Genomic DNA, 18,414 nt, shown 5'->3' on the forward strand with positions numbered 1-18,414 from the left:
CTGCGAGGGTGTATGCATCTCAGAGAATAAGTGGTGCAGTCTACAATCTGTCGCCGAATCTGAGATGGTGCGGAACCACTGATATGATGAAAGCCGGTATGTCCACTAGGGCATACCGGCTTTCACACGCACGGTAAGACACATTCGTTAGGAGGGGTAGCTGCCCTATGGGTTCTCCCACATCGCCTCTTACCCCCCGCACGTATCCTCGTACGCTGGTGATTATGCCCGCCTGGAACGAGGAAGAGGCACTACCCGCCACCATCGCAGAGCTGCAGGAGACGGTGCCCTACGTGGATCTGGTGGTGGTCAATGACGGTTCCACCGACAACACCTCCGCTGTAGCTCGTGAGGCAGGCGCTTTTGTGATTGACCTGCCCTACAACATGGGCGTGGGTGCCGCTATGCGCACCGGCTACAAGTACGCGCAGCGCATGGGCTACGACTACGCCATGCAGGTGGATTCAGACGGCCAGCACCACCCCGAGAGCATCCCCTCGCTCATTAAGGCGGTGGAGGATTACGACATCGTAATCGGTTCCCGCTTTGCCGATGGTGCGGCGGACTATGAGGTGTCCGGTCCGCGCAAGTGGGCGATGGGCCTGCTGTCGTTCCTGTTTACCCGCGCGGCGGGTACCCCATTCACGGATGTGACGAGTGGTTTTAAGATTGCTAACCGCCGCGGTATCGACTTCTACTGCCGTAACCTGCCCGCCGAATACCTGGGCGACACGATCGACATCACCGCCATGGCCATTAACAATGGCTTGAAGGTGCGTCAGGTGCCGGTGCATATGCGTGAACGTCAGGGAGGTACCCCCTCCTCCGGTCCACTGAAGTCTGCTGTCTATCTGGTTCGTTCACTGTTTGCCTACGGCATTTCGGTGAGCCGCCGCCCCGAGGAGAAGTAGCCGTGAGCGCCAGTGTTTTCTTCTTGATTCTTGCCATTCTGGTCTGCACTTTTGTGATTATTCAGGTGCGTCACCAGCGCATGAAGGAGCGGTACGCCGCCCTGTGGCTGATTATTGGTGCCATTATCATTGTGCTGGGTGCTTTCCCGAATCTTCTTAACGGTGTGGCGGACTTTGTGGGCGTCGCCTTGCCGGTGAACTTGCTGTTCCTCCTGTCGATTCTGCTGCTGATGGGTGTGAGTATTCACCTGACCCTGGAGCTGTCGCGCCTGTCGGAGAAGACCCGCATCCTGGCTGAGGAAGTCGCCATTTTGAAGGCACTTCAGGAGCAGCCGGGAGGCGCCTCCGGTGCGAAGAAGCGTAACCAGCAGGATTCTTAAAGCTTTACTGTCGAGACTTTCCATTTTGTGAGTTGGAGTAATACCTCATGACCGTTGATATTCTGTTCCCCTACTACGGCGACGTCGCCATGATGAAGCAGGCTGTGCTGTCTGTGGTCGGTCAGACCAACCCGGACTGGCGCCTGATTGTTGTTGATGACGGCTACCCGGACGACTCGATTCCCGGCTGGTTCGAGTCACTGCAGGACGAGCGCATCACCTACATGCGTAATGAAACCAACCTGGGTGCGAACGCGAACTACCGCAAGTGCCTGACCTTCGTGGAGAACGAGCTGGTCACCGTCATGGGTGCTGACGACGTCATGCTCCCCAACTATGTGCAGTGGCTCGTGGATGCGGCGGCTAAGCACCCCGAGGCGTCCATTTTCCAGCCCGGCGTGGTCGTGATTGATGAGAACAACGGCCTGTCGAACACTCTGGTGGAGCAGACTAAGGCGTTCTACCGTCCCAAGGGTGAGGCTGTTCTGCAGGGTGAAGAGCTGGCTACCTCCCTGCTGCGCGGCGCGTGGTTCTACTTCCCGTCCCTGGGTTGGCGTAAGGACGCTATCGTGGGCACCGGTTTCCGTGAGGGCCTGAACGTTATTCAGGACATGGCGCTGATCCTCGACATTACGATGCGCGGCGGCTCCCTGTACTACGACCCGCAGGTTGCGTTCATGTATCGCCGTCACGGTGGTTCTGACTCGTCTTGGCGTGCCCTGGAGGGTACCCGCTTTGAGGAGGAGCGCCGCTACTACAACACCATGGTTGAAGAGATGACTGCCCTGGGTTGGACGAAGGCTGCTCGTGTGGCTCGTATTCGCTTCTCTTCGCGTGCTCACGCGCTGACTCTGCTACCGAAGGCGGCTCTGGCGAAGAAGTGGCAGGGTGTTAAGAACCTTGCCGAGCACGTCGTAAAGTAAAGACTTCAATTCTATAGGTGCGACCAGTAGAGAACGGAGATAGCGTGGAATCATCGGCAGAGTCCCAGCCGAAGAAAATGACTCGTGGTCATTCGATGGCAATTTTGGGATCGTCCGGTTTAGCTGCACTATCTTCTCTAGGAATTACCGTTGTGGTGAAACGGTTTCTGGAGGGCGAAAGCTTGACGGAGTTCCTTCTCTTCTGGTCGCTTCTTTTTGCCCTCTACGGTGTGGTGGTAGGTATCCAGCAGGAAGCTACCCGCGCTGTGGGCACCGCACGCCGAGACGGTAAAACTGGTGCACGTATTGCACCCGTGGGTGCTCTGGTGGGTCTTATTGTGGGCGGGCTGACCTTAGTGACGAGTCCTCTGTGGGCTCCTGCCCAGATTCCTTTGAGCGGGTTTAGCGGTGTGCTGCTCCTGAGTGCCGGTGTGGCCCTCTACGCCATGCACATGACTCTCTATGGTGCGTCTGCTGGCCAGGAAAGCTGGTACCTCTTCGCGAGTGTGTCGGGATTCGACGCTATTTGGCGTATCGTAGCTATCTGTGCGGTCGGTCTGGTCTCTGCACATCTAATCGGTCTTGAAGCCGCAGCGGTTTCTCCGGTACTTCTGTGGCTGCTGATGGTGCTTCTGCTTCCAGAGGCTCGGCGAGTTTTTAGCTCTCGTGCGGATGTTTCCTCGGGCCGTCTGCTGTATAACTACACGCTGTCGATGGGGTCGTCGACTGCTAACGCGGTTCTTATGATGGGCTTGCCGCTTCTGCTGAACGTTAGCATCGATTCAAACGACCCGCTACAGCAGGTTATTTTGGCGGTTCTGATTCTGGCGATTTCGATTACGCGCTCGCCGATTATGATTCCTTTGCAGGCTTTTCAGGGCGTGGCGGTGTCTGCTTTCTTGAAGCAACAGAACCATCCGTTGCGTGCTTTTGCGAAGCCTGCTGGTGCGCTGTTGGGCGTGGGTCTTGTGGGCGCTGCGGCGGCTTATGTGCTGGGCCCGTGGCTGTTTGGTCTGCTTTACCCGCCGAAGCCTTCAGAGGTTGGAGCGTACGCTCAGGTGGTGACTTCTCCGGTGCTTGCGCTTTTGGTGTTTGCTTCTGCTTTCCTGGCGCTTCTGGTGTTGTCGGGGTCGCTGGTGATTGCGTTGAATATGCACCGGTCGTATGTGGCTGGTTGGGTGCTGGCGGCTGTAGTTGCTTGTGTGGTGGCGGTGTCGCCGTTGCCTCTTCTGACTCGCACTCTTCTTGCCCTGTATGTGGGGCCGATTCTTGGCCTGCTAGTACATTTGGGTGCGATGGTGTGGCAGGCGCGTTCTGCGTCGAATAGCGGCAACGCTGAGCTGGAGAATATTTAATAAATAAATGATGAGGGGTTGAGCAAACGAATAGTTATGCCCAACCCCTCATTTTTTATTGCTCATGAACTGGCTGGGGCTGGAGGTGTCCGCCGCTATTACTACTTCAAACCTTGGGAACTTAGGTAACCCTATGGAAAACAGGCGGTGCGCTCCCTACACTGGAAGGGCACATTGACAAACCGCACGGGCCGCCTACACCGCGGCCCCGCCCCTCCCAACGGGTATATCACCGAAGGAGCCACCCATGAGCCGACGCACCGACGCGCCCGCCCGATCACCACGACGAGCCGCCCTCGCCAGCTGGATAGGCTCCGCCCTCGAATACTACGACTTCGCCGTCTACGGCACCGCCGCGGCAATCGTGCTCAACCGCATCTTCTTCCCCGAAGACACCGCCGCCATCGGCATCCTCAAGTCCATGGTGGTTGTGGGTGTCGCCTACGTTGTGCGCCCCTTCGGCGCCATGATTGTTGGACCCCTCGGTGACCGCTACGGCCGCCGATTCGTTCTGATGCTCACGCTCTTCCTGATGGGCTTTGCCACCTTCGCAATCGGTTGCCTGCCGACCTACAGCGAGGCGGGTATCCTCGCTCCCACCCTGCTGGTCATCTGCCGCATGATTCAGGGCCTCTCCGCCGCCGGTGAGCAGGCAAGCTCCATTTCCATCTCCCTGGAGCACGCCAACGAGCATCAGCGCGCCTTCACGACCAGCTGGACCCTGCAGGGTACCCAGTTCGGCTCGCTGCTGGCAACCGCCGTGTTCATTCCCTTCGCCGCCCTGCCGGACGAGCACCTGCTCAGCTGGGGCTGGCGCGTACCCTTCTGGCTCTCCGCCTTCGTGGTGGTGACCGCCTGGCTGATTCGCCGCACGCTCTCCGAACCGCCCGCATACCTGCAGCGCGAAAAGCTCACCGAATCCCCGCTCATGCTGGTCTTCAAGCACCACAAGCGCGCCGTGCTCACCATTGCCGTATGCGCCATGGTCAACACCGTGAACATGGTCTTCACGACCTTCGCGCTTTCCTTCGCCACCAAGGGTTACGGTCTTGATCGCAGCACTATGCTGCTGGTGCCGGTCGCCTCCAACACTCTCGGCCTGATTGCGATTCCGCTCGCCGCCATGCTTGCCGACCGGATCGGTCGTAAGCCCGTGTTCATTACCGGTGCGGTTGCTTCGTCCCTGGTGATGTTCCCGTACCTCGGCGCGATTACCGAGGGTAACTGGGTGGGTATCTTCGCCTACGGCGTGCTCATGCACGGCGCGCTGTACTCCATGGCGAACGGCGTGTGGCCCGCCTTCTATGCGGAGATGTTCCCGACCCGCGTGCGCGTGACCGGCCTGGCGCTGGGTACCCAGATTGGCTTCGCAATTTCTGGAGGCGTGGCGCCCGCCGTGGCGACGAGCCTCGCCGGTGCCGACCTGCATAACGCGGTGCTGCCCGCCGTGTTCACGGTCGCCATGTGTGTGCTCGTGGCGTTGGGCGCGCTGACGGCTCGTGAAGGGTACAAGAAGTCCCTGGCTGAGCTGGATGCATAGCCCACAGAATATATTCCGAATATAGAATAAATAAAGGTGGGATTGGATAGCTAGCTATCCAACCCCACCTGTATGTTTAACCTTCTAAGCCCCCTGCTGAGCCGCAATCAGCGCCTCAAAATGCGCCGCCATACGCTCAGCGTTCGGTTCCAACCCAGTGAAGAGACGGAACGCATCCACCGCCTGACCCACCGCCATGTAGCCGCCCGTCAGCACCTCGCATCCGGCGGCACGCGCCGCGCGCACCAGCTGCGTCTGTTGCGGCAGGTAGATGACATCCGCAACCCACAGGCCCTCGCGCAACACCCCGGCGCTCAATGCCGACTCGCTCAACGGCATACCCGGATGCACGTGCATACCCACCGGGGTCGCGTTCACCAAACCCTGAGCTTCCAGTAGAGCTTCAATGAGGCGCTCGTCATCGCTCAGCACCTCGATCCGGGTCTGCGGGAAGAGCCCACCCAGCTGCTCCGCAAGCCCCTGCGCCTTCGCCGCGTCACGCTCAAAGAGACTCAGGTGGCGCACCCCCAGGCGGCACAGGGCGTATGCCGTGGCGCTACCGGCACCGCCAGCGCCCAGCTGCACCACGTGCTCCAGGCGCGCCGGATTCTCCGCCACCTGTGGCAGGCCGCGCTTCAATCCCGCAATGAACCCGGAGTAGTCCGTGTTATCGCCGTAGAAGCTGCCGTCCTCACCAATCACCACGCAATTGACCGCACCCAGGGCGCGTGCCGCATCCGAAAGCTCGTGCAGGTGCTCCATGACCGACTGCTTGCACGGGTGCGTGATATTGAAAGCGTTAAAGCCGAGCAGTGCCGCAGCATCCAGAAGCGCCGGTGCGGAGGCGCCATCCAGGTTCAGGGCGTCCAGGTCGACAGGGCGGTACAGGTAGCGCACCCCGTGCGCGTCCGCCTCCGCCTCATGCATGGGAGGGGTCAGGGAGGAGGTGATGCCGTCACCAATGAGACCCACCAGGAAAGATTCAGTACGCAAACTCATAGTTTCACTGTACGTGTCCATCCCTCAAGATGCACCTACTTTCTTGAACCCGTACCAAATGCGTGCTGGATTTGGGAAGAAGATAAAAATAATTTCTACGCTCACAAGAGCGATATGTCTGACAGAAACACCTCGAAGGTATAAGCTTGGTATAAGTGCTCGCGCGCCACGGCGCGCACATGAGACCACACAGACACCGTCACAGTGAAGTGATACCGATATTCGGAGGATAGATTGTCAATGACTGACAAGGCTATGGCACACTTCGCTGGCGCCGATGCATGGGTCGAGCAGTATTTCCTGAACAGCCCCGAAGATGAGCGTGAAGAGTTCACCCCGGCAGAGTTAGAGGATTTGGCTCGCACCCACCGTGCGCTGGCTCAAATCCGCCTGCCCAAGACCCCTGTCGTTGCCGCACGCAACGACGAGTACAACACCACCCTGTACGTCGCGACCGACGACATGCCGCACATCGTCAGCTCCCTGACCGCATGCCTTGCCGCGCACTTTGGTGGTTTCGTCACCATTCTTCACCCCACCTTCCTCGCTGAACGCGGCCCGGACGGTACCCTCCTGAGCCTGCGCGGCACCGGCATGCGCGGCAACCTCGCCAGTGGCGATACCGCCACTCTTGGCGTGCCCTCCCTCAAGCTCAGCGAGAACGCCCCGGCGGGTACCACTGTCGCTATTGAAGCCTGGATTGCGGTTCGCCTGACCCGCTACCTCACTGAGGAAGAGCAGCGCCGCTGCGAGAAGGAAGTTGAGCGCGTCCTCGCTGATGTTCGCGCCTGCCACGCCGACCTGGATGCCATGGTCACCCGCGTTTTCGACCTGGCGCAGTCCATGTACGACCTGCGCGGCGCAACCCTGGGTCACGGCGAGGAATCCTACGCCGCCAACCCGCGCGGTGTGGAGCCTGCCTCCCGTGTGGAGGTGGCACAGGACTTCCTGCGCTGGCTGACCCGCGGCAACTTCGTGTTCATGGGCGTTAAGGAGCGCGTGCTGGATGGCACCTCCGGCGCTATTTCTCTGGTGGACCGCCCCGGTTCGGCGCTCGGTATTCTGCGCACTACGGAGGGTAAGAGCCGCATCCCCCTTTCGGGCGAGACCTTGGAGCGTGCCCTGTTCCCGCGCCCCCTGTACATCACGAAGGCGAATTCCCGCTCCACCGTCGCACGGAACGACTACCTGGACTACATTGGTGTGCGCCGCTTCGACCTGAATGGCCGCGTGATTGGTGAGTACGTCATTCTGGGTCTGTTCACCCGTCAGTCGTACGCACTGCCCGCTATTGAGACTCCGCTGGTGCGTGAGCGTATCGCGATGGTACGCCGCCGCCTCGGCTACCACCCCGGTTCTTACTCTGACAAGGCGCTTCTGGGTGCCTTGGAGGATTACCCGCGCCTGGAGCTGCTGCACGCTTCCGCTAATGATCTGACCGATACGTTCGGCGGCATCATGGGCTTGGAGGAGCGCCGCAAGACCCGCCTGTTCCTGCGCGCAGACCAGTTCAACCGGTTTATTTCCGCTGTGGTGTACCTGCCTCGGGACCGCTACAACACGAACGTGTGTGCGCGAATCCAGCGGGTGTTCCAACAGGAATTTGATCTTAGTGCCATCGACCATGAGGTGTACCTGTCCTCCTCATCGTTGGCGCGCCTATTTTTCCGCATTCGGCTCACCAACCCCAACGATGTGCCGAAGACGGATCATCAAGCTCTCGAAAAGCGACTGCAAGAAGCCGCCCGCTCCTGGGTGGAAGCAACCGCAGCTGCTATTGAGGCATGGAAACCCGGAGCGGCAGGCCGCCGACTCGCATCAGCCTGGGCAGATGCGACTAGTGCAGCCTACCGAGCCGATTACACAGTAGAACAAGCAATCGAGGATATCGTGATTCTTGAATCTCTCTCGGGCCAGAAGCCCGCCGCAATCAAGGTTGAAGCCGGCGAAGCCAACACCACCCGACTGAAGACCTACCTGTCCGCACCTCACACCCTCACCGAGCTTCTGCCGGTTATGCAGAATATGGGCCTGGTCGTTGTTGATCAGAAGCCCTACGAGTTCAAGCCTGAGGATGGCGAAGACTACGGCTACCTCTACGACTTCGGAGTTGAATTCCCCGAGGGCGTGGACGCAAACGCTGTGGCTTCCCTGTACGAGGACGCCCTGAACGCCTACCTGCTCGGTGAGCGCGAGTCCGATACCCTGGACCGCCTGATCCTGGCTGAGGGCCTGACCTGGCAGGAAGTACGTCTGTTCCGTGCCCTGAACCACTACCTGATTCAGCTGGGCCTGGGCTACACCCCGTCCTTCATGTCGAACACCCTGCTCGCTAACCCGGCCATCACCAAGCACCTGGTCGAGTTCTTCGAGGTCAGCTTCGACCCGAACAACGGTCTCAACGATGAGCAGCGCAATGCACGCCGTGACGAAATCGAAGCAGCCCTGGTTGAGGAACTGAACCAGATCCCCACCCTGGACGCTGACCGCTACCTGCGTTCCCTCGGCAAGGTCATCCGCGCTATCCTGCGCACCAACGCATACCTTGCTGACCGCCCCGCACTCGCATTCAAGGTGGCGCCGCAGGAGATCGACTTCGCACCCCTGCCCCGCCCCAAGTTCGAGATCTTCGTCTACTCCCCGCGCGTTGAGGGTGTTCACCTGCGCTTCGGTAGCGTTGCACGTGGTGGCCTGCGCTGGTCGGATCGCCGTGACGACTTCCGCACCGAGGTGCTCGGCCTGGTCAAGGCCCAGATGGTGAAGAACGCCGTCATTATCCCCACCGGCGCGAAGGGTGGCTTCTACCCCAAGCAGCTGCCCGACCCCGCAGTGGATCGTGACGCATGGATCACCGAGGGCCGCGAGTCCTACAAGGTCTTCATCGGCTCCCTGCTGGACGTCACCGACAACCTCGCAGTTGGCACCGACGGCACCGAGACCGTTGTCCGCCCCGAAGGTGTTGTAGCACGCGACGCTGACGACTACTACCTGGTGGTTGCAGCGGATAAGGGCACCGCAGCATTCTCCGACACCGCAAACGCAATCAGCCTGGAGCGCGGCTTCTGGCTGGGCGACGCCTTCGCATCCGGCGGCTCCGTCGGTTACGACCACAAGGCTATGGGCATCACCGCACGTGGTGCATGGGAGTCCGTCAAGCGTCACTTCGCTGAGCTCGGCCACGACGCTCAGACCGAAGAGTTCACCGCAGTCGGCATTGGCGACATGTCCGGTGACGTGTTCGGTAACGGTCTGCTCCGCTCCAAGGCAACCCGCCTGGTCGCAGCATTCGACCACCGCGACATCTTCCTGGACCCGAACCCCAACGCGGCAGCGTCCTTCGACGAGCGTCAGCGCCTGTACGATCTGCCCCGTTCCTCGTGGCAGGACTACAACCGCGACCTGATTTCCGCCGGTGGTGGCGTGTACTCTCGCGGTCTGAAGTCCATCGAGATCACCCCCGAGGTGCGCGAGGTCCTGGGCCTGGACGAGTCCGTCACCGAGCTGGCACCGACCGAGCTGATTTCCGCAATCCTGAAGGCACCGGTCGACCTGATTTACAACGGCGGTATCGGTACCTACGTGAAGGCCTCCACCGAGACCAACGCACAGGTGGGCGACAAGGCTAACGACGCACTGCGCGTCAACGGCAAGGATCTGCGCGCCAAGATTGTTGGCGAGGGTGGTAACCTCGGCTTCACCCAGCTGGGTCGTATCGAGGCTGCGCTCAACGGCGTCATCCTCAACACCGACGCAATCGACAACTCCGCAGGTGTGGAAACCAGTGACCGCGAGGTCAACATCAAGATTCTGGTGGACCGCCTCGTGGCACACGGCGAGCTGTCCAGCGAAGAGCGTGCTTCCTTCATCGAGTCCCTGCAGGACGAGGTCGGCGGCAAGGTCCTCGAGACCAACGTTGAGCAGAACGTTCTGCTGCAGGGTGAGTTCCACGGTTCCTTCCTGGGCACCAACCTGTACAAGCGCCTCATGCACGACCTGGAAGAGCACGCCGGCCTGAACCGCGCCGTCGAGTTCCTGCCCACCGACGAGGAGCTGGATGCACGCCTGGAGAACACCGGCGAGCGTCTGACCCGCCCCGAGCTGTCCGTCCTGGCTGCGTACGTGAAGATTTACCTCACCCACGCACTGGAGCAGACCGACTTCGCGGACGACCCCTACCTGGAAGGCGTTCTGCGCAGCTACTTCCCGGCAGCACTGGTCGAGCGCTTCGGTCAGCACCTGGACTCGCACCCGCTGCGTAAGGAAATCATCTGCACCCGCGTCGCTAACGAGCTGGTCAACATCGGCGGTATCACCTTCGCATACCGCGTGATGGAGGAGTTCAACGTCGGTATCGATTCCGTCGCACGCGCCTTCATCGTCGCTCGCGAGCTCTTCGAGCTGGGCACCGCAGCTAAGCTGCACCGCGAACTGCCCCCGAAGACCCCGCTGGATGCATGGTTCACCGTTCTGCGCGACAACCAGCGCGTTCTGGATCGTGCTGTCCGCTGGTTCATCACCGAGCGTGGCGTGGTTGCTGGCACCAGCATCTCTGAGCTGCTGGAGATCTTCGGATCCGTCGTCGAAATGCGCCACAACCTGCCCGAGTACCTCTCCGGCACCTCCCGTGCTCGCGTCCGTGCAAAGCGCGACGCAGGCGAGGCATGGGGCCTGCCCGAGGAACTCATCGTCATCTGGATCCGCGGTTTCGAGGGCTACGCCCTGCTGGACGTCATTCGTTCGGCACGCGACCACGACTTCGAGGCAACCTCGCTGGCACCGGTCTACTTCGCAACCTACGACCGCTTCAAGGTGGACGAACTGCTCGGCCTCATCTCCGACCTGCCCCGCAGCGACCGCTGGGAGATCCTGGCACGTCAGGCACTGCGCGGCAGCCTCTACGAGACCGCTGCAGGTCTGGCACTGTCCGTGGCTGAGGGCGCGAAGGGTGACTTCTCCACCGTGGACGGTGCGCAGAAGGCACTGGCTACCTGGATTGAAGAGCACCCGACCCGCGTGGGTAACATCGACCGCATCCTGAAGGAGATTGGCGAGGCCGCTCTGGACGTCACCGGTCACCCGCGTCTGGCTGTAGTGTCCGTGGCACTGCGTACTCTCTCGAGTGCATCCTAAATAGCTAAGGCCCGTTAGGGTCGCTTAGAGCATCCCGGTTCCCTCCCTGTGGGAGGGGCCGGGATGCTTTTGCGCAGGGACACATGGTGCGTGCACAGGTAGTGGGGGGGATCCCTTGGTTGGGTGAACCTTGTGCCGGTGTGCCAGCGCGTCAGCACCTCGCGTGGAGCACCCAAATCAAGGTTGTTGCACCCCGCGTATATTGCATAGAATATTGCTCTCACTAGGTATTTTGCATTCTTGTGTGATGCACATTATGTGGGTGTGTCCTAAATCCCTCCAAATATCAAGTAGAGGGTTAAGGAAACCAAAGGTTTTAGTTGATATATGCCGTATATTGATTCACGGCGGCATCAGCGCAAGCCATGGGGACCCGGCACTTCTCGGTACGACGACTCTTTCCCCTGGCGCGTCACACGGTGCTGTTCAAACACACTGCCCCTAATCTTTACGATTATCGACTGAAAGTCTGCAAGATTGTCTACCAACCACGGTACTGAGGAAAAAAGCAACAGCGCATGGCGCCTCCTCATTAACTTTCTGCTTTACGTCTCTCCGGTCGCCCTGCTGACCACCGTCTTCCCCATGGTCACCCCGACCATTAACCGGTACAACCTCGATGGTGTACCCCTGATCCAGGTGATTCTGGCAGCGTCCATTACCGTTCCTTGGCTCAGCCAGGCTGCCTGCCTGCCCCTTTACCGTGCTATCCAGATGGAGCACAAGAAGATTGCGGACGCCCGCGAAGGCCTGCGTATTCACGCTGAAACCCTTGAGCACCAGCTCAAGCGCGCCGAAGCACGAGCCGTACGCGCACGCATGTCCGAACCGCAGTTCCAGGACATTACCGACCTGACTGCGTTCACCCGCAACTGGCTCTACCTCTTCTTCATGACCATGCCGCTGGTGCTGCTCTTCGCAATTCCGGTCGCCCTCGTCCTTCACTGGAGCCCGACTGCATTCGGTGCGTTCTTCGTCCTGGGCGTTCTCAACATTGCGTTCGCGCAGCTGCTGGTCATCCCGAACCTCGCGAAGAACCGCATCATCTGGTTCATCGCGTGGCTTGGCTACACTCTTGCCCTGTACTGCTACCCCATCATCTGGTTCCTGCCGCCGCTGGTCGGTTCGCTCATCCTGCTGGTGAGCCTCGGTAAGGACCTGGTGCACCTGCTGCACTTCGCGCGCATCCCGCTCAAGGACATTGCGCTCGACGCCCTGCGCGGCTTCTTCACCGGCTCCATTATCTGGGCTGATAAGTACATGCTCTTCCTGGTCACCGGCGGCGAAATCAACGTCGTGGCAATCTACCTGAGCCTGATCCCCTGCGTTATCGCCTACAACTACTTCTTCGTGGTGGAGGCAGACCGCGTCAACGCAAGCATCCAGCACCTGTGGACCATCTTCGACCGCCTGCCCTACAAGGGCGTTCAGGCGGAGTCTTCGAAGGCTCTGCGCACCTCCAACCACGCTATCCGCAACTCCCTGCTGATTTACATCGCCAGCGCTATCGTTACCGGCATCCTGATGTTTATCTTCCTGCCGCAGTCCTACCCGCTGGCGCTCTCCGGCCTGGTCGTGGCGTTCCTCTTCGTTGCAGTGGCACTGCTGATTTACCAGATTGAGTACATGACCATGTACGTCACTGTGCAGCTGCTCTCCGCAGCGCACCTGGTGCTGCTCTTCATCTCCTTCATGATCCTGCCCAACGAGACCGGCTACCTGCCCATCATCGCGGGCGAGGCAGTGCTCGCCTTCGCATGCTACCGCGTCTACCGTCAGGCGTGGGCAGCACCCGAGTACTCCCTCTTCTGGCGTCGAGCCCTCGCCTGGTAAGAACCGCACGGTCCGCGAAAGATACATACGACAATGACTGAACAGATGTACCGAAACCACTACGCGCCGCTGCAGCTTCCGGCTCCCGGCCCCCACTACAGCGACCCCGAATACCCGGACGTTGACGTCGCCATCATCATGGAATCCACCTACCCCTACCTCAAGGGTGGTGTGTCCGCGGTGGTGCACGATATCGTCTGCGAAAACCCGGATCTGACCTACGGCATTATTCACATCGCCTGGGATAAGAACTCCCCCCACGAAGACCTCTACGGCATGCCCGAGAACGTCAAGTGGGTCAAGGTGCTGTACCTGAGCCTGGAAGTCAACCGCGACGCCTTCGCGGAAGCCTGCGACCCCTCCGCACTGCGCATGAACTTTGCGGAGCGTCAGGCACTCACCCAGCGCCTCATGGACGGATTCAGCGCCCTCATCGCCGGCGACGTGAACCCCCTCTGGAAGCTCTACGACGAGGGCATCAACCCCGCAACCCGCAGCTACAACCTCTTCGGCCTCTTCGGAACCCGCGAGTTCATGCAGGCGATTGCGGGTCTGGGCTTCTTCTCCGAGGTGCCCTTCGGTGAGCTCTTCTGGAAGGTGCGCGACTTCGTCTCCATCCTCTTTGCAATCCTGCACGAGCGGATGCCGCACGCCCGCGTCTACCACGCCCACACCACCGGCTACGCGGCACTCATCGCCGCCGCAGCCGCACGTGACCACGGTACCAGCTTCCTGCTGACCGAGCACAACCTGTACATTCGCGACACCGTGAACACCAAGCTCGAACGCAACATGGCGAAACCCGTCACCACCGACTACGCCTTCCTCAACGAGGAGCGTGAGCACCCCGGCCTGGGCCCGGTCACCCTTGACGAGCGTGCCTGGTCCGTCTGGTTCGTCGAAATGGGACGCTTCTGCTACCCCAGCGCTGACATGGCAACCTACCTGTACCCCAAGGCTCTGGAAGAGGCACGCGGTATTGGCGCGCCCATCGACCAGATGAACGAGGGTGAGAAGGACCGCGCGATCATTCTGCCCAACGGTATGCTCATCGAGTCCGTGGCGGAAGCCTACTACGCCCGCCAGGCGGCGCGTGCCCGCATCCTCGCTGAGGGCCGCGGCCACGTGTGGCGCTTTGTGTTCATTGCCCGCGTGGTGCCCATTAAGGGCCTGACCGATCTGATTCGCTCCCTCGCGGTGCTGCGCGATCAGGGTCTGGTGAACTTCCACCTGGACGTGCTCGGCCCCAAGGACCACCTGCCCGAGTACTACGAACTGTGCCTGCGTACCATCGAAGAGCTCAACATGGGCGAGTACATCACCTTCCACGGCACCGTGAACGTGCGTGCGATGCTCGACCGCTTCGACCTGCTGCTCATGCCCAGCTACAATGAGGGTCAGCCGATTGTGGCGCTCGAGGCGATGGCTGCGTCCATCCCGCTGGTCAGCACCGACGTGGGCGGTATGTCCCAGCTCATCGACGATGTGCTGGTCGCCCCCGACGGCCACGAAATCGGTAACTGCGGTATCTTGACCATCCCCGGCGATATTCACGGCTTCGCGGCGGCGCTGCGCACCCTCATGGAGGAGCCCAGCATCTACGAACGCTACTGTGTGAACGCCTACGACCGTATCGTCAGCTTCTTCCAGCTGCGACTGGTCATGGACCGCTACAACACGATCTACCGCGAGCTGGGCAAGCTGCCCCCTCGCGCCCCCGAATTCGACCCGGAGTACGATGGCGAATAAACTCACCCGCTTGGGCGGACCCGGCAAATTTGGTGCCTGGGTCCGCTACGGCGGTAAGCCCATTACCCAGCAGCAGCTCGATTTTGCGGTCAAGAACTACTCTGTCGCAATCCTGCAGCCCTGGGAACTGGACGCGGCACGCTACCTGAAGAAGCGTGCACCTCAAATGGTGGTGCTGGCGTACAAGTGTCTGTCCTCCACCCGCTCTTATGAGCCCGGCCCGATTTATTCTTCGGGTGTCTCTTACCCGCTGGCGCAGTCGATGGCGAACTCCGGTAAGGATTTCTTCGCCCACCGCCTCAACGGTGACCGTATCGAGTGGAAGGGCTACCCCAAGCACTTCCAGATGCAGGTGTGGAACGCCGACTACCGTTGGCACTGGGTGGACGCTGTGGTGCGCGAAATGCGTAACTCACCCTTCGACGGGGTCATGGCGGATAACGACGTGGAGAACGACTACTACGACCTGAACTTGCCCATCCAGGGTGTGGAGTCTATGACGAAGATCCGTGAGCACCTGGATTTTCTGGTTGCGTATGCCGGTATTGAGCTGAATAAAATCGGCAAGATTCTGGTGCCCAATATTGCTGAGTCTCGTCTGCGTTACGGCAAGTGGGAGCGTCACAGCGCCTACGGTGGCGGCTTTGAGGAGGTGTGGCTCGGCTGGGGTCCGAACGACTACCTGTCTTCGCCGTACGCCGTGATGCAGGGTCGTGAGATTGCGAACGGCTCGGCGGGCGACGTGAACCTGGGTGCTACTTTTGCGGGTCTGGGTGGCCGTAGCGCCGCCTCGCAGAAGAAGGTGACGATTCTGCGTACCCCGCTCAGCGACCGCAAGGCTGCTATTACCGGTACGGATGAGAACTTCCTGTACGGTTTGGCGGGCTTCTGGGTGTTCGGTGGAGGCGCCTTCACCGGCATCAGCGCAACCCACCACGACGCCTACGACGAGATCCCGCACGCCCCAGAGCTTTCCTACGACCTGGGGGATCCGGTCGGCGGTATTATCGCTCAGTCTACCGCTCAGACTCGTGCCTTTACGCGCGGTTGGGCCGCCCTGAACACCGGCTCGAAGGATGTGACCGTGAAGGTTCCCTCTCATCTGGTGGATGCGGCAAACCGCCCGGTGCCTTCGAGCTTCACGCTGCGGGCGCATCAGGGTGTGGTGTACCGCCGTAAGGCGTAATTTACCGTAAGCGTTAATTTTAAGGGCTGATTCACAGCGTAGTAGCCCTGTACTATGAAACAAGCGGCTGGAATATAGCCAACCGTTCTCGCGGTGTTGAGTTTAAGGAGTGAACTACAGTGAATATTCTTTTGATTGACGGCGGTAAAGCATTCGCCCACTCGGCGGGTCGTCTGAACCACACCCTGCATCAAGTAGCCCGTGATACGTTATCGGCGCTCGGTCATCATGTGCGAGAAACTGTGATTGACGACGGGTACGATATTCACCAGGAAGTAGAAAAATTCCAGTGGATGGATGCGGTCATCTGGCAGATGCCCGGTTGGTGGATGCACGAGCCGTGGACCGTGAAAAAATATATGGACGAGGTGTTTACCGCCGGTGCGGGTACCCTGTACGCTAATGATGGTCGCCACAGGGTCAGCCCCACTGAAGGATACGGCACGGGCGGTCTTCTTCAGGGGCGGCGTCATATGCTGTCGCTGACGTGGAACGCGCCTCGCGAAGCTTTTACCCGGGAGGGCGACTTCTTTGAGGGACTCGGGGTAGATGCCCTCTATATGCACTTTCATAAGGCCCATGAGTTCATGGGGACTACCCAGTTGCCCACCTTTATTTGCTATGACGTGATTAAAAATCCGCAGGTCGAACAGTATCTCGCTGACTATACTGCCCACCTCAACGAGGTCTTCGGTCAGGCGTAAGGGTTTTAAGCCTGCATGCCTTCATAAGCATGTCTGAGGTGGATGCGGCAAACCGCCCGGTGCCCTCAAGCTTCACGCTGCGGGCGCATCAGGGTGTGGTGTACCGCCGTAAGGCTTAATTACCGCTCGCATAGCTCTTCTGAGCTTCTGCGCGGCACCGCTCATCTGCGTAGATAACCTCATAAACAAACCCACCGGCAATATAGCCAATTGGCTATATGTACCGGTGGGTTTGTTATATGTGTGCTAGATGAGCTGGGGTAGCTTACTTAGCGGGGTAGGAGGGCACGTCGTAGCCGCCCATGCGCTCCAGAACGCGAATCACCTGGCAGGAGTAACCGAACTCGTTGTCGTACCAGACGTAGACAATTGCGGAGTCATCGGTCACCACGGTAGCCAGCGAGTCCACAACACCTGCGGTGCGGGAACCCACGAAGTCGGTGGAAACAGCCTCGGGGGAATCCGAGTAGCCCACCTGGCGGCGCAGCTCGCCGTCGATGGACTCGCGGCGGAACAGCTCGTTCAGTTCCTCAGCGGAACCTGCGGGCTTGGTCAGCTTCACGTTCAGGATTGCCATGGAGACGTCCGGGGTGGGAACGCGGATAGCGTTACCGGTCAGCTTGCCTTCCAGCTGCGGCAGAGCCTTAGAAACAGCCTTCGCTGCACCGGTCTCGGTGATGACCATGTTCAGCACAGCGGAGCGACCGCGGCGGTCACCCTTGTGGAAGTTGTCGATCAGGTTCTGATCGTTGGTGAATGCGTGAACGGTCTCAACGTGGCCGCGCTCAACACCGTATGCGTCATCCAGAACCTTCAGTGCCGGAGTAATCGCGTTGGTGGTGCAGGATGCTGCGGAGAGGATCTTGTCCTCAGCGGTGATGACGTTGTCGTTCACGCCGAACACGATGTTCTTCATGTCGCCCTTACCGGGAGCGGTCAGCAGAACACGAGAAATGCCGGGGCAGTTCAGGTGCTGCTCAAGGCCCGGAACGTCGCGCCAGCGGCCGGTGTTGTCCACCAGCAGAGCGTCGTGGATGCCGTACTCGGTGTAGTCAACGGTGGTCGGGTCAGAGGAGTAGATGAAGCGAACCGGAACACCGTTAGCGATGATGGTGCTGTTCTCTTCGTCTACCTCAATAACGCCCTTGAAGGGGCCGTGAACCGAGTCGCGCTCCAGCAGGGACGCACGCTTGACCAGGTCCTGGTCACCGTTCTTACGGACCACAACAGCGCGCAGGTTCAGGCCAGAACCCAGCGGCGAGGAGGAACGCTCCAGCAGAATACGAGCCAGCAGGCGACCAATACGACCGAAGCCGTACAGCACAACGTCCTGCTCCTTCGGCTGGTCACCCTGGTGGTTCACGGAGGAACCCAGCTGCTCGGGCAGCCACATGGACAGCTCGGGGGAGCCAGCCTCGTGGTGTGCCTTGTGCAGAGCAGCAATGTTAATCGAGCACGCGCCCAGGTTCAGCTCAACCAGGGCGCGAACCAGCTCGAGGGAGTGCGCGGGGTTCAGGGGCGCACCATCGATGTGGGATACGAAATCGTGCAGCTTCAGCAGCTCAATGACAGACTTGTTGACCAGGCTGCGGCCGTGAATGCTCAGCACCACGCCGTTCTCGCGGTGCAGCTTACCGATGAGGGGGATCAGCTCCTCTGCGGTAGCTTCACGGTTAACCCAGGTAGCGGTTGCAGTCGTCACGT

At 60.1% G+C, this 18,414-nt stretch carries 12 protein-coding genes; 10 read left to right on the forward strand and 2 right to left on the reverse strand.

All coding sequences use genetic code 11. From position 1 onward, the window contains the following. The first annotated feature begins 167 nt into the window (after window positions 1-167). The 5 genes from O3675_RS05960 (at window position 168) to O3675_RS05980 (ending at window position 5,109) form a co-directional block, all read left to right on the forward strand. Window positions 168-911 (forward strand): glycosyltransferase family 2 protein, encoded by a 744-nt coding sequence (locus tag O3675_RS05960; RefSeq protein ID WP_005504187.1) that lies wholly within the window; start codon window positions 168-170, stop codon window positions 909-911. A 2-nt stretch (window positions 912-913) separates the two neighbouring features. Beyond that, window positions 914-1,291 carry a DUF2304 domain-containing protein gene (locus O3675_RS05965; RefSeq protein ID WP_303936635.1) on the forward strand — a complete coding sequence of 126 codons (378 nt, stop codon included), beginning with the start codon at window positions 914-916 and terminating at the stop codon, window positions 1,289-1,291. A 47-nt stretch (window positions 1,292-1,338) separates the two neighbouring features. Continuing rightward, window positions 1,339-2,214: a glycosyltransferase gene (locus tag O3675_RS05970; protein ID WP_005504190.1), complete on the forward strand. Its 876-nt coding sequence runs from the start codon at window positions 1,339-1,341 to the stop codon at window positions 2,212-2,214. A 152-nt stretch (window positions 2,215-2,366) separates the two neighbouring features. Continuing rightward, window positions 2,367-3,569: a hypothetical protein gene (locus tag O3675_RS05975; protein ID WP_371571515.1), complete on the forward strand. Its 1,203-nt coding sequence runs from the start codon at window positions 2,367-2,369 to the stop codon at window positions 3,567-3,569. Window positions 3,570-3,816: 247 nt separating this feature from the next. Further along, a complete protein-coding gene (locus tag O3675_RS05980) occupies window positions 3,817-5,109 on the forward strand; it encodes an MFS transporter (protein WP_049350236.1) in 1,293 nt (430 codons plus the stop codon). Between the two features lie 84 nt (window positions 5,110-5,193). Here the strand turns inward: O3675_RS05980 and O3675_RS05985 are convergent, their stop codons facing one another. Next, on the reverse strand, window positions 5,194-6,108 hold the full coding sequence (locus O3675_RS05985) for a shikimate dehydrogenase (RefSeq protein WP_049352917.1): 915 nt from the start codon (window positions 6,106-6,108) through the stop codon (window positions 5,194-5,196). Window positions 6,109-6,348: 240 nt separating this feature from the next. On the opposite strand from O3675_RS05985, the gene O3675_RS05990 reads away from it, so the two are divergent. From O3675_RS05990 to O3675_RS06010, 5 genes are all read left to right on the forward strand, one after another. Beyond that, window positions 6,349-11,238 (forward strand): NAD-glutamate dehydrogenase, encoded by a 4,890-nt coding sequence (locus tag O3675_RS05990; protein WP_371571517.1) that lies wholly within the window; start codon window positions 6,349-6,351, stop codon window positions 11,236-11,238. A 477-nt stretch (window positions 11,239-11,715) separates the two neighbouring features. Continuing rightward, entirely contained in the window at window positions 11,716-13,071 is a 1,356-nt protein-coding gene (locus O3675_RS05995) for a hypothetical protein (protein WP_314844156.1), read from the forward strand. Window positions 13,072-13,104: 33 nt separating this feature from the next. Further along, complete coding sequence (gene pelF / locus O3675_RS06000) at window positions 13,105-14,820, forward strand: GT4 family glycosyltransferase PelF (protein ID WP_070599560.1); 1,716 nt, start codon at window positions 13,105-13,107, stop codon at window positions 14,818-14,820. Beyond that, window positions 14,810-16,006: a putative glycoside hydrolase family 15 protein gene (locus O3675_RS06005; RefSeq protein WP_371571519.1), complete on the forward strand. Its 1,197-nt coding sequence runs from the start codon at window positions 14,810-14,812 to the stop codon at window positions 16,004-16,006. The genes pelF and O3675_RS06005 overlap by 11 nt, the downstream gene beginning before the upstream one ends. Window positions 16,007-16,125: 119 nt before the next feature. Continuing rightward, entirely contained in the window at window positions 16,126-16,710 is a 585-nt protein-coding gene (locus O3675_RS06010; RefSeq protein ID WP_005504206.1) for an NAD(P)H-dependent oxidoreductase, read from the forward strand. 265 nt (window positions 16,711-16,975) lie between these two features. Here O3675_RS06010 and O3675_RS06015 read toward each other — a convergent pair whose 3' ends face one another. After that, complete coding sequence (locus O3675_RS06015; protein ID WP_371571521.1) at window positions 16,976-18,412, reverse strand: glyceraldehyde-3-phosphate dehydrogenase; 1,437 nt, start codon at window positions 18,410-18,412, stop codon at window positions 16,976-16,978. Window positions 18,413-18,414 lie beyond the last annotated feature (2 nt).

Origin of the sequence: Rothia sp. 27098_8_27 (assembly GCF_041432805.1) — a bacterium.
GTDB classification, from domain to species: Bacteria; Actinomycetota; Actinomycetes; order Actinomycetales; family Micrococcaceae; genus Rothia; species Rothia mucilaginosa.